We start from the raw sequence: 12,106 nt of genomic DNA, 5'->3' as shown, positions 1-12,106 counted from the left end.
CTGGTATGTGAGTGGATCATTTTTTTAACAAAAATGTGACATACATGCTATACATATAACATATTATCTTTTATAAATTTTCCCGTTTCACCTGCGACGCAACCACAACGAGAAAGACATATGGAACAGACATCTGGCAAGAAAAACGATGTAATTCATAATGATAATAAACCTCAGTTCAACCGCTCCATCGGCCTCATCTCTAACTTCGCGCTGGGGTTCACCTACCTGTCTCCGCTCACCGCGGTGTACTCCCTGTTTGCGCTGGCGGTCACGCTGGCCGGCCCGCCGGCAGTGTGGTGGATCCTGATCGTCGCCTGCGGGCAGCTCCTCGTGGCGCTGGTGTTTGGCGAGGTGGCGTCGCAGTACCCGATCACCGGCGGCCTGTACCCGTGGGCCCGGCGCCTGTGGGGCAAAAAATATGCGTGGATCGCGGCGTGGATCTATCTGTGGGCGCTGGTGGTGACTATCACCTCCATCGCGGAATACACCTCAACGTTTGTCGCCTCGCTGCTGCATTTCGACACCTCGCCGGGCAATATGCTGGTCAGCGCCGTCGTGCTGCTGCTGCTGATGATGGCGGTCAATATGTCGGGCACTAAAAACCTCGCCCGCGTCGCCAGAATCGGCTTCTGGTGCGAAATCATCAGCGTCATCGCGCTGGGCATCTATCTGCTGATTTTCCACCGCTCGCAGCCGTTCTCGGTGGTGTTTGACTCGATGGGCGTACTGGCGAAAGACGGCAGCTACCAGACAGCGTTCATGTCCGCCGCGCTGATGGGCCTGTTTATGTTCTTCGGCTTTGAAGCCTGCGGCAACGTGGCGGAAGAGGTGCAGAACCCCGGTAAGAAGATCCCGCTGGCGATGATCCTGAGCATCGTCTTTGGCGCGCTCTCGGCGATCGTCTCGGTGCTCGGCTATCTGCTGGCCTCACCGAACCTGGTCAGCATCGTCAACGGTAAAACCGCCGATCCGATCCCGGTTATCCTCAGCGAAGCGCTGGGGCCGACCGGGGCGACGGTGTTTATCGTGGTGGCGATCGTCGCCATGCTGTCGTGCATCCTGTCGCTGCAGGCGGCGCTGAGCCGTCTGATCTTCTCCTTCTCGCGCGACCAGATGCTGCCGGGCAGCGCGTGGATGTCGACGCTGTCGAAAAACAGCGTGCCGGATAACGCGATGATCGTCAGCTGCCTGCTGCCGGTGCTTATCTGCGTGTGGGTCTACTTCCAGCCGGATAACCTGTCGCGCATCACCGCTTTCGCGGTTATCGGGATCTACATCTCCTTCCAGATGGTAGTGCTGGCGGCGCTGCGTCAGCGTCTGAAGGGCTGGAAACCGGCCGGGGAGTGGAGCGTCGGCGCGTGGGGCATGCTGGTCAACGTGCTGGCGCTGGCCTACGGCGTGTGCGGGATCTGGCTGCTGGCGCAGCCGGCGGACAGCAGCAGCTTTATCGACCGCTGGACGGTGCTGGTGGGTCTGGCGATCGTCGTGCTGTCCGGGCTGGTGTATATGGCGCTGGCGCGCCCGTTTGGCCGCTCTAACGCGCCGGAAAATGATGCGATTGCCTATGCGAAGCAGCTCAACGCAGAACTGTAGTTTTAGCTTTGCCTGATGCGCTGCGCTTATCAGGCCTACGTGAATGTAGGTCGGGTAAGCGTAGCGCACCCGACAACTCCACGTTTTAGAGCTGATACAGCCGGAAATAATCGCTCTGATAGCACAGGCGCAGCCCGGTACTGCCCAGCAAATCCCCCACCCGGTAGCGGGGCAGGGTCGAAAAGAAAATCCGCTTATCCAGATTGGTCAACACCACCTGCTGCTGGCGGGCGGTTTCGAGCAGCTCGTCTTCGATACGGCTCACCAGCATGTCGATGGCGGCAACGCCCATAAACTGCCCCTTGCTGTACACCGGCACCGCCGAGGTGAGGGTATAGGAGGTGTTGCAGATATAGTCGACGTACGGCCCGTGGATGTAGGCCTGGCCGTCCGGCGGCGAGTGGCGAAACCACTCGAAGGTGCGGAAATCAAGGCGCTGCTGGGTGGCCTGGTCGAGGTCGAGGCTGGCCTGCTCCACGCCGTCGGCGCGCTTGTACCACCACTCCAGCACCCAGAACTCCTGGCTGGTCGGCGTGCTGGCGATATGGCTGGCAAACCCGGCGCCGGAGCAGTAGCGCGTCTGGCTGAGCGAGGTTTTGATGTGCTGCTGAATGACGGCCTTGACCGACGGCAGCAAAAACATGTCCGTGGAGCTGCCCGGCTGATCGGCGACGGACTGCTCTATCTCCCGCGCCAGGGCGACGGTGGCCTCAACGGTGGAGCGGGTAATGTCCTCAATTTTATCGGTCATCGCCCTGAGGGCGTCGGGTAAGCGCATCGTCATTCTCACTGAAGCTCATCAACGGGAGTTATATTTAATTTTATTTTCAATAAGATGGAACGTAAAAGCATCAATCAGCCGGGCTGACGCCTGCACCGCTTCGGCCTCATCGTGGCGGGCGAACGCCGCGGTCAGCGATTCGTACAGGCCGACCACCTGCTGGTGAATAGCGTCTGAACGGTACAGCACCGCCACCAGCGACGCCCACTCGGCCTGCAGCTGCAGCTCCTGGCTTGCCAGCCGAGCGGAGTGCGAGTTGGCGGCAATCGTCAGCAGGCAGCGCATATCCGCCTGGGTTTTCAGCTCCGGCGTATCGGCCGCTTTCAGCACCCCGACAAACTCCTGCAGCCGCTGTACGTCCGTCGCGGTCATCCGTCGCGACGCCAGCCGGGCGCTGTGGCTAATCACCGCGCAGTGCATCTCGCCGAGGTCGGAGAGGTAATCGGTGCTGATGGTGCGAAACGGGTGCAGCGTCCCGCTCGGCTCGGCATTTTTCTCACACACGAAGCTACCGCCGTTGCGGCCGCGCACCGTGTGGATGAGGTTGTTCGCCCTCAGCGTATTCAGCGCTTCCCGGATGGTGATATGGGAAACGCCCATCATTTTTGCCAGATCGGCCTCGTTGGGCAGCTGTTCATGCGGCTCAAGCAGGCCGGTGATAATGGCATTGGACAGGCGCTGGACTATCTGATCGGAACGGCTGACCTGTCCAATAGGCGCAAAGATGACGGCATGAGTAATCATAATTTTTCTGTGAATTTCTCCCTGAAACAGCCCCATTCTTAACATATGCCCGCAGCGCAGGCGAGGAGAGAATGGTCACGCGATCCTCGTCGCGTTAATGATATGTTAATTTTAAGTTAAGTGATGATGGGCTTCATTAAGCGCGTATGCGGCAAGCGCCAAACTGTGATCTTCGCCGCGATTAATTTGCCGAATTCGCACATATCGCGCATAAACCCGCCATGGGTGGGTAAATAATAAAAGCAACAAAAAAGCATATGACCTTGAACAGCAAGTTAACCGACTGGAGGGATATGCGAATGAAGACACAAGATTTACAGGCACTGAACAACTTTGATTTTCTGGCCCGCAGCTTTGCCCGCATGTATGCCCTCGGGGAGCCAGTCGATATCGGCGCGGTGACCGGCAACATGAATGCGGAGCAAAAAGCCTGGTTCCGTGCACGCTATGAACATTACCGCAAGCAGGCGGAACGGGCGAGGGTGCTGGAAGTACAATAATGCGGATACACAACGGCGGGCCTGCGGGCCCGCCGTTCGTTTTACCGTCCCCACACCCGCCGAAAGGTTGACCGCTGACAAGGCAAATTCCCCGCAAGCCTTCCTATAATCAGGCCCGTTTGTCTTCTCACTGGTGTGACCTATGGCGTATCAACTGAACCTGAACTGGCCGGAATTTCTGGAAAAATACTGGCAAAAACAACCTGTTGTTTTAAAGAATGCCTTCCCGAACTTTGTCGACCCTATCACGCCGGACGAGCTGGCGGGGCTGGCGATGGAGCCGGAAGTCGACAGTCGCCTGGTCAGCCATTTCAATGGCAAATGGCAGGCGAGCAACGGGCCGTTCGAGCATTTTGATGGTCTCGGCGAGACCGGCTGGTCGCTGCTGGCGCAGGCGGTCAACCACTGGCACATGCCCTCCGCCGAGCTGGTGCGGCCGTTTCGCGTACTGCCGGACTGGCGTCTGGACGACCTGATGATCTCCTTCTCCGTGCCGGGCGGCGGCGTCGGCCCGCATATCGATCAGTACGATGTGTTTATTATTCAGGGGATGGGGAGCCGCCGCTGGCGGGTCGGCGACAAGCTGCCGATGCGTCAGTTCTGTCCGCATCCGGCGCTGCTGCACGTCGATCCGTTCGAGCCGATCATCGACGAAGATCTTGCGCCTGGCGATATTCTCTATATTCCGCCGGGATTCCCGCATGACGGCTTCACCCATGAAACCGCGCTGAACTATTCGGTGGGCTTTCGCGGGCCGAACGGGCGCGATCTCATCAGCAGCTTTGCCGACTACGCGCTGGAAAACGATTTGGGCGGCGAGCACTATTGCGATCCCGATCTGACCTGCCGCGAGCACCCGGGCCGGGTGGAGGCGTACGAGCTGGATCGTCTGCGCGGCATGATGGTCGAGATGATGAGCAAGCCTGAAGACTTCACCCAGTGGTTCGGCAGCTTCGTCACCACGCCGCGCCACGAGCTGGATATTGCCTCCGCCGAGCCGCCGTACACGCCGGAAGAGGTGCTGGACGCGCTGCAAAGCGGCGAGCGGCTGACCCGCCTGAGCGGGCTGCGGGTGCTGAACGTCGGCGGTCGTTACTTCGTCAACAGCGAGTGCATGGATGCCGTTGAGCCAGCAGCCGCGGACGCGCTGTGCCGCTACACCGAGCTCGGTCAGGACGAGCTGGGCGATGCCCTGAACAACCCGGCGTTTATCGCCGAGCTGACCGGGCTGATGAACCAGGGGTACTGGTTCTTCGAAGAGTAAAGCGCGATCGTGATGGCATAACGACGGCGGGGCGGCGAAAGGCGCCCCGCCGTCGTCGTTTAGCGCGTGGAGTGAATGCGCAGACCGCGCTCGCCGGGGGCCAGATCCGCCCGCAGCGTCAGCTCGGGGATCAGATACTCGCCGCCGTTCTGGCGGCGGAACGGCAGCGGCGGCGTCTGCCACAGAGTGTCCAGCCGCTGGATCAGCTGCGCGTGGTAATCGGCAAAGCTGGCCTCATCGATTTTCCCCGTGCGGTAAATCACCATCGGCGGCAGCACCTCAAACCCCGGATAGAACAGCATGCCGTGCTGGATGGGAAACAGGATCTCATCGATATGACCGTTGATGCCGCGGGGGCTGTAGTGCGACTGCCAGCCGCCGGTCGTCACCAGCAGCATCGCCCGTTTTCCGGCAAATGACCCTTCGCCGTAGCGGTCACCCCAGTGGCTGTCGCTGTGCTCGCCGACGCCATAGGCGAAGCCGCAGGCGTACACCCTGTCGAACCAGCCCTTCATGATGGCGGGCATGGAAAACCACCACAGCGGAAACTGAAAAATCACCGCATCGGCCCGGCGCAGTTTCTCCTGCTCGCGGACAATATCGTCGCGCTGCAGGCCGTGACGGAAAGCGTGAGCCGAATCCGCCGACGGGTCGAAGCGCTCGCCGACCGGCTTGCCTTCGCGGTCGTCAGCGTCTAAAGCGCTTTTCCACTTCATGGCGTACAGGTCGGAGACTTGCACCTGATGGCCGTTCTGCGTCAGGTGCGCTACGGCGGCGTCCTTCAGCGCGCCGTTCAGCGAGCGGGGTTCCGGATGGGCAAAAACAAGTAATATGTTCATGGCAGGTTCCTGCGTTAAGAAAGTCACAGCAGGGTAAGCAACGGCTGGTTATAGTAGAAATTGATTGCTCAAATAACAGGTATAGTGATGATTAATTTACATCGTCTGGATCTGAACCTGCTGATGACGCTGAACGTACTGCTGGCCGAACACAACGTCACCCGGGCGGCGCAGCGGCTGAACCTCTCGCAGCCGTCGGTCAGCGTCCAGCTGGCTCGTCTGCGGGAGATTTTTAACGATCCGCTGCTGCTGCCAGGCCCGCGGGGCATGCAGCCGACCGCCCGCGCCGATGCGCTGCGCGAACCGCTGCGTGAGGCGCTGGAAAGGCTGGAGCAGGCCGTAGCGCCCGCCAGCGCCTTTGACCCGCAGCTTGCCGCCAACACCTGGCGCGTGTCGGCGACGGACTACATGGCTTCCGCCATCCTGCTGCCCGCGATGGAAACGCTGCGCCGCCAGGCGCCGAACACCCGTCTGGCGGTCTTCGAGCTGAACCCGGCGCAGATTGCGCGGCAGGCGGAGCGGGGGGATATCGATCTGGTGTTCCACACCCGCGACGGCGCGCCGCCGTCGCTGCACCAGCGGCTGCTGTTTCGCGAGCGCTACGTGCTGGCGGGAAGGGCGGGACATCCGGCGCTGCGGCGGACCCCCACGCTCGACGCGTTCTGCCAGCTTGAGCACGTTATCGTTTCGCCGGACGGCGGCGGTTTCTCCGCCGCCACGGATACGGCGCTCGCCCGCCTCGGCCTGAGCCGTCGGGTGGTGCTGTCGGTACCGCATTTTCTGTTCATGCTGGAGACTCTGGCGCGTACGGATCTGGTGGCCGTCGTGCCGGAGAGGTTAATCCCTGATGCGGCGATGCTCCAGGTCGTGGCGCCGCCGGTAGAGGTGGAAGGGTTTGATATGCTGATGCTATGGCACGAGCGTTTGCATCGCGACACCGGACACCAGTGGCTGCGTCAGCAGCTGATACGCGCGGTGGCGGATACGCGCTAGAGCTCCCCACCCGCAGGTGGGGAGAAAGGGCTATTTGCTGATATACCCCGTCATGCTGGTGAAGTTAAAGTAACGGCCGCCTTCCGCCGCCATCATCCCGCGATCGCGAACGGCATACGGGTGGTCGCACGCCAGCCACTCCCGCCATGCGTCTTCGCAGCGCGCGTTTTCCTCACAGCGTTCCACCTTCAGCGCGGCGCTCTGCTGCCAGAGCTGACGCCACCAGTCGACGGTGAAGAAGTTGATGTTCGGCTGCCAGTACGGCGCCAGCTCCGGCGGTACGCCAGAGTTAAACGGCGCTTTAAGCCCCGGAACAACAACGGCGACGCGGCCGCCGGGGCGGATAAACGGCGCCAGATGGCTGTCGAAGAAGCCCGCGCTGGCGCCGAAGTAGTGCCAGGCGTCGATGCTGATTAAGGCATCGAACAGATTCTCCGCAAACGGCAGCGCCACCGGGAGTTCGGCCACGTCGAGGCGCAGCGGCAGGATCCGGCTGCCAAACCCCCTCTGCGCAAAGCGTTTCTGGTTGTCGGCGGCGCTGATCCACAGATCCATCGCCACTACCTCCACACCATAGCGCCGGGCAAGGTACATGGAGGTAAGCCCGGTGCCGCAGCCGAGATCCAGCACCCGCATGCCGGGTCTCAGCGCCAGGCTATCGCATACATCTTCCGCCAACATCAGGGCGTCGGGCCCCATCAGGTTGGCGCGGCGAAACGCCGTTGAAAAGAGGTGACTCATTATGCGCTCCTTAGCGGTTATCCAGCTGCGCGCGGACGTTGCTCAGCCCGGTGCTGTTGATGCGGTACGGCTGTCCGCTGACGGATTTGATCAGTTTTTTGGTTTTGAGCTTTTTAAACACCGCGAGCGTGCAGTCGCTGAGCAGCAGCCCTTCGCGGGTAAAGCACTCGACGTGGGTGACGCGGCCGGAAGCGTCGCGGATGTGAACGATACGTCCGCCTTTAGCGAGGACGTGCAGGGTACGTTGTTCCTGTCGGGAAATATTCATACTGGAAATGCCTGTAATCATCATGTGCAAAAACGAGCCAACACCTGCGGGTGTTCGCGTAAGGGTTTAAGCGCAGCGATAACCAGTCCGGCCCGGGTAGGACGGAAAGCTGATTATCTGATGATTGCATTCTCCAGCATCAAGCCTCTGAACGAGTTAGAAAGATATTTACGGTATGAATAGTAACACCGGTTTCCGCCCTGCAACAAACTCAGATTTCGACATAACTTTTTTTCTTTCTATTTTCCTCGCGCGGTGATGACCAGAGCCTGCTTTGCTACGATCTAAAAGTACCCGTTTTGCCTGAGATAAATCCTCTGAGGAGGTCGGTATGCGTATCGGGCATTCTGTTTCTTGTGCGGTGCTTTGTTTTACTCTGGCAGGCTGCGCCAGCCCGCCGGAGATTCAAAGCGACTACGACCGCGCGGTGAATTTCCAGCAGTATCACACCTGGAATTTTGCGCCGCCCGCGGCCGGTTCGTACCTGACTATTCAGCAGCGCTATCTGCAGTCCGCCGTCAGTTATGAGATGACGAAGCTCGGCTATCAGCGCAGCAACCAGCCGGATTTAGCGGTGAATGCCAGCCTGCTGCAGCAAAAAGAGATAGAGCAAGAGTTTGTTCCCGCCTATGCGGGATGGGGCGGCGCGTGGGACTGGGAAACCTACGATCAAACCCCGGTGGACTGGACGCATAACAGCCTGAGCATTGATGTAGTGGACGTCCACAAAAAACAGCAAATCTGGCAGGGGAGTATGAGCCAGTTTGCCCCCGGCGACGATAACACGCTGACTACCATGGATATTCAGCACGCGGTGGCGAAGATTTTTGAGCGTTACCCGACAGCGGCGTTGCCGGGTAAATAGGGGGAGACAGGGCCGGGGGATGCGTAGTATCCCCCGGCGGCGTCAGGACAGCAGCTGTTTGACTATCTCCAGCAGCGTGGCGACGTCCTGCGGGCGCGTGTTGCCGCTGTCGGTGTCGATAATCGAACTGTACACATGCGGCATCACCTGAGGCACGCCCGCCTGCAGGCAGGTGTGCAGGATGAGGCCGAAGTTATCAAGGTCGATACCGCCGGTGGGTTCAATCAACGTCATACCGTTTTGCGCGGCGGAGAGCGCCAGCGCCTTCAGTTCGCCCAGCGAGGCTGTGCCGCCCATCGGGAAAAACTTCGCCGCGTGGCCGCCCATATCCTGAATCATGCGGATTGCGGCATCGCAGGAGACCCGGGCGGGCACCCCCTGCGCGCTGCTAATTCCGGTGGAGATAAGCACCTTTCCCGGCGTACCGGTCGGGCTCACCAGAGCGTTGATCCGCGTGCTGGCGCCGCGGGTGGCGGCCAGCGCACCCGCGGCGAAACCGCATCCGGTAAAGGTCTGGTTGACGTGCGCCGGATGAACGCTGGCGGCAATCATTGCCGCTTTATAAAACTGCGCCGGATCGCCCGCGCCAAGGCCAACGGAGATGGACGGTACGGCGGCGGTCCAGCGCGTTACCTCATCCACGCCCCGCTCAACGCTGGCGAACTGCGCCGAGAGCACGCCAATGACCGCATGGCCTTCGGCAGCATCATACACTTCCCGGGCGTTGGCGATATCTTTCGCCAGCACGTTGATAGCCACCCTCTGGCGATAGAAATTAATCTGCTGCATGGCGGGCAATCTCCTTTAAGCGCGCGACGATAAGCGCCATCTCGCCGTCCGCCAGCGTGCGCGGGTCAATGCTGAAAACGCCCTCGTGCAGGAAGTAGCGGCGGGTATAGATGGCTGTCTCACCCTCCCGTAGCAAAGCCTCTACGGCGCGGGCGTCGAGCCCCAGCTCAGATTCAGACACGCGAACGCGAATACGCCAGATGGCGCGTCCGGCCTCGTCCTGCTCGATATCGGCATGGAAACCGCGCAGGGCGGTGATGGCGTCGACCGCCGGGAGCAGCGTATCTGGCCCCGGGGCGGGCGGCGCGTCGTGATAGCGTTCCAGCGCCGCCAGCAGGCCGACCATATTCTCCTTACCGATTTTCATCGCCCTGGCGATACCGTTATGCTGCGCGCGACAGGCGGCAATCCAGCGCGCTTTACCGGTGATAAATCCGGATGTCGGCGCGTTGAACGCCTTGGCGCCGCTATAGATGACCATATCGCCGCCGCGAGCGACCCACTGCTGTAAATCCTCCTCGGCGGCGGCATCGACGATAAGCGGCAGGTCGTGCGCCTGGGCGACCGCGGCGAAATCCTCAATGCTCAGCATCCCTTTTTGCACGCAGTGGTGCGATTTCACATACAGCAGCGCGGCGCTACGCTCGCTGACGGCCCGCTCCAGCTGCCAGCGGGCGGCGAGATTGCTTGAACCGACCTCCACGACGCGCCCGCCGCCGAGGCGAATGGCGCTGACGATCGGCGCGCCGTAGTCGATATTGTGGCCGCGCAGCATCACAATTTCATTGGCAAGCCCGCAGCTGTCCGGCATTTGCGCGACGTGCTCCGGCTCTCCCCGGGTGATGGCGGCCGCGACCGCGATGGCGATACCGGCAGAGGCGCAGGCGGTAATATAGCTGTCCTGTGCACCGGTGTGGCGGGAGACCTGCTCTCCCGCCCGTACCACCAGCTTATCGATTTCCACGAACGCGCCAGCCGCCTCGCTCGTGGCGCGCATCACCTCGGGCGCCACGCTTGAGACGCCGAGGAGGGTCATCTTGCCGCAGGCGTTAATGACCCGCTTAAGCCCCAGCTGCTGATAAATGTTTTCGCTCATGGCTTACAGCACTCCCAGCAGCGAGCACGCCACGCTGATGGCCACAATGGACAGCAGGATAGTGGTGTAGCGCGGCCCCTTTTTCACCAGATAAAAGTAGATGGCGAAGACCGCCGCCAGCGGCAGCAGGCCGGGGGCTATCGAGTCGAGGATCTGCTGTACCACCACTTCGGAGCCTTTCAGGGCGCTTATCTTCAGCGGCGTGGTGATTTTGACGTAGCTTGCCGACAGCGCGCCCATCATGATGAGGCCGAGCACGTTCGCGCCGTAGATAAGCTCTTTGATCCTCCCTCCCTGCAGCAGGCCGACGATGGAGTCTCGTCCCAGCGTATAGCCCTTGTGAATCAGGCCGTAGCTGATAGCGAGCGTGATGGCCGGGTAGAGAACGAGCGGAGCAATCCCGCCAAACGCGCTGCCGCTGGCGGCAAACGGAATAAAGATGGCGATAAGCAGCGGCATCACCGCCGCCCAGACGATCGAGTCGCCCATCCCGGCAAGCGGCCCCATCAGGCCGGTTTTGATCCCGGTGATCGACGCGTCGCTGATTGGTTCGCCGCGCTTTTTCTGCTCTTCCATGGCGATGGCGATCCCCTGGATCACTGCGCCGAAGGTTTGCTCGGAGTTAAAGAAGTTGAGATGGCGCTTGAGCGCTTCCACCTGCTCCTCTTTTTGCGGGTACAGCTTCCTGATGATCGGCGTCATCGAGGCGCAGAAAATCAGGCTTTGCAGACGCTCATACGAGTTAGAAACCTCCGCGCCCAGCCAGTAGATAAACCAGGCTTTGGTGATATCCGCTTTGGTCAGCACGCTGCTTTCGCGCGCACGCTCTACCAGTTCATGCTGCATGATGTCGCTGGTCATGATGCTGCTCCTTCATTTTTGGCGAGACCTTTAATCAGGAAGGCCACGCAGGTGCCGAAAATCGCCATCGCCATGATGTCTACCTTGAGGTACAGCACCGCGAAGAATCCGCCGATAAACCACGGCAGCAGGCTCTTTTTACCGATGACCATAATGGTGATGGCAAAGCCCAGCGCCGGCAGAATACCGCCCATAATTTCAAACGAGTGGGTGAGCCAGTGCGGCATCAGCTTGAGGAAACTTTCTACAACGCTTTGGCCGAAATAGTTCGCGGCAAACACCACCGGAAAGCGCAGCGCCAGCCCCAGCAGCGCCGGGTAGATAAAGGCGCAGCGCATGATCCCCGCCATGTTGGCGGTTTCCGCGTGCTTGTCCGCCATATGCACCCAGGCGGCGTTCAGCGTCCGGCGCAGCTGGTCGAGAAACACGCCGATCACGCCAAACGGGATCGCCAGCGCAATCGCCAGGTTCGGATCCATCCCCGCCTTGACGGCGATCGGAATCGAGATGCAGGCCGCCAGCGCCGGATCGGACGGCACGTTGCCGCCCGGCGTGGAGGTGACGCCAAGATAAACCAGCTGCATACCGGCGCCGATGATCATCGCCGTTTGCATATTGCCGAGCAGCAGGCCGACAAACACCGCGATCACCACCGGCTGTAGCAGCATGGCGGAGAAGGTGTAGCCGAGACGTAAGCGGGCGAACCAGTAATACAGCCCCATCAGGCTCGCAAAGAGTAAGGTATCCATAGTGTTATCCCATGTTCAGA

The 12,106-nt window shown here is 60.6% G+C and carries 14 protein-coding genes; 5 read left to right on the top strand and 9 right to left on the bottom strand.

Annotation, left to right across the window (positions count from 1 at the left end):
- The first annotated feature begins 120 nt into the window (after positions 1-120).
- A complete protein-coding gene (locus ENTCL_RS19110) occupies positions 121-1,596 on the top strand; it encodes an APC family permease (protein WP_013367789.1) in 1,476 nt (491 codons plus the stop codon).
- 85 nt (positions 1,597-1,681) lie between these two features.
- Here the strand turns inward: ENTCL_RS19110 and ENTCL_RS19105 are convergent, their stop codons facing one another.
- Both ENTCL_RS19105 and ENTCL_RS19100 read right to left on the bottom strand, forming a co-directional pair.
- The gene (locus ENTCL_RS19105; RefSeq protein ID WP_013367788.1) at positions 1,682-2,374 is read right to left on the bottom strand and encodes a cache domain-containing protein; all 693 of its coding nucleotides are present in this window, start codon (positions 2,372-2,374) and stop codon (positions 1,682-1,684) included.
- A gap of 21 nt (positions 2,375-2,395) precedes the next feature.
- Complete coding sequence (locus tag ENTCL_RS19100) at positions 2,396-3,121, bottom strand: FadR/GntR family transcriptional regulator (protein WP_044612011.1); 726 nt, start codon at positions 3,119-3,121, stop codon at positions 2,396-2,398.
- Positions 3,122-3,420: 299 nt separating this feature from the next.
- Between ENTCL_RS19100 and glgS the strand changes: the two genes are divergently transcribed.
- Together glgS and ENTCL_RS19090 are read left to right on the top strand one after the other, a co-directional pair.
- Positions 3,421-3,621, top strand: coding sequence for a cell surface composition regulator GlgS (gene glgS, locus ENTCL_RS19095; protein WP_013367786.1), 201 nt, complete (start codon positions 3,421-3,423; stop codon positions 3,619-3,621).
- 142 nt (positions 3,622-3,763) lie between these two features.
- Positions 3,764-4,885 (top strand): ribosomal protein uL16 3-hydroxylase, encoded by a 1,122-nt coding sequence (locus ENTCL_RS19090; RefSeq protein WP_013367785.1) that lies wholly within the window; start codon positions 3,764-3,766, stop codon positions 4,883-4,885.
- 59 nt (positions 4,886-4,944) lie between these two features.
- Here ENTCL_RS19090 and ENTCL_RS19085 read toward each other — a convergent pair whose 3' ends face one another.
- The gene (locus tag ENTCL_RS19085) at positions 4,945-5,724 is read right to left on the bottom strand and encodes an NAD(P)H-dependent oxidoreductase (RefSeq protein WP_013367784.1); all 780 of its coding nucleotides are present in this window, start codon (positions 5,722-5,724) and stop codon (positions 4,945-4,947) included.
- Between the two features lie 87 nt (positions 5,725-5,811).
- Between ENTCL_RS19085 and ENTCL_RS19080 the strand changes: the two genes are divergently transcribed.
- On the top strand, positions 5,812-6,717 hold the full coding sequence (locus ENTCL_RS19080) for a LysR family transcriptional regulator (protein WP_013367783.1): 906 nt from the start codon (positions 5,812-5,814) through the stop codon (positions 6,715-6,717).
- A 30-nt stretch (positions 6,718-6,747) separates the two neighbouring features.
- Here ENTCL_RS19080 and ENTCL_RS19075 read toward each other — a convergent pair whose 3' ends face one another.
- Both ENTCL_RS19075 and ENTCL_RS19070 read right to left on the bottom strand, forming a co-directional pair.
- Positions 6,748-7,458: an SAM-dependent methyltransferase gene (locus tag ENTCL_RS19075; RefSeq protein ID WP_013367782.1), complete on the bottom strand. Its 711-nt coding sequence runs from the start codon at positions 7,456-7,458 to the stop codon at positions 6,748-6,750.
- Positions 7,459-7,468: 10 nt separating this feature from the next.
- Positions 7,469-7,726: a YjhX family toxin gene (locus ENTCL_RS19070; RefSeq protein ID WP_013367781.1), complete on the bottom strand. Its 258-nt coding sequence runs from the start codon at positions 7,724-7,726 to the stop codon at positions 7,469-7,471.
- 331 nt (positions 7,727-8,057) lie between these two features.
- Between ENTCL_RS19070 and ENTCL_RS19065 the strand changes: the two genes are divergently transcribed.
- A complete protein-coding gene (locus ENTCL_RS19065; protein ID WP_013367780.1) occupies positions 8,058-8,591 on the top strand; it encodes a DUF4136 domain-containing protein in 534 nt (177 codons plus the stop codon).
- Between the two features lie 42 nt (positions 8,592-8,633).
- On the opposite strand, the gene dagF is transcribed toward ENTCL_RS19065, so the two are convergent.
- The 4 genes from dagF to ENTCL_RS19045 are packed head-to-tail and all read right to left on the bottom strand — an operon-like array spanning position 8,634 to position 12,086.
- Entirely contained in the window at positions 8,634-9,380 is a 747-nt protein-coding gene (gene dagF / locus ENTCL_RS19060) for a 2-dehydro-3-deoxy-phosphogluconate aldolase (protein ID WP_013367779.1), read from the bottom strand.
- A complete protein-coding gene (gene dgaE / locus ENTCL_RS19055; RefSeq protein ID WP_013367778.1) occupies positions 9,367-10,476 on the bottom strand; it encodes a D-glucosaminate-6-phosphate ammonia lyase in 1,110 nt (369 codons plus the stop codon). Before dgaE ends, dagF begins: the two co-directional genes overlap by 14 nt.
- A 3-nt stretch (positions 10,477-10,479) precedes the next feature.
- On the bottom strand, positions 10,480-11,340 hold the full coding sequence (locus ENTCL_RS19050) for a PTS system mannose/fructose/sorbose family transporter subunit IID (RefSeq protein ID WP_162098849.1): 861 nt from the start codon (positions 11,338-11,340) through the stop codon (positions 10,480-10,482).
- Positions 11,334-12,086, bottom strand: a complete 753-nt coding sequence (locus ENTCL_RS19045; protein WP_013367776.1) for a PTS mannose/fructose/sorbose/N-acetylgalactosamine transporter subunit IIC — start codon at positions 12,084-12,086, stop codon at positions 11,334-11,336. Before ENTCL_RS19045 ends, ENTCL_RS19050 begins: the two co-directional genes overlap by 7 nt.
- Positions 12,087-12,106 lie beyond the last annotated feature (20 nt).

It is taken from the genome of [Enterobacter] lignolyticus SCF1, from assembly GCF_000164865.1.
In the GTDB taxonomy this organism is placed as follows: Bacteria; Pseudomonadota; Gammaproteobacteria; order Enterobacterales; family Enterobacteriaceae; genus Enterobacter_B; species Enterobacter_B lignolyticus.
This window is presented reverse-complemented; position numbering and strand designations above follow the sequence as displayed.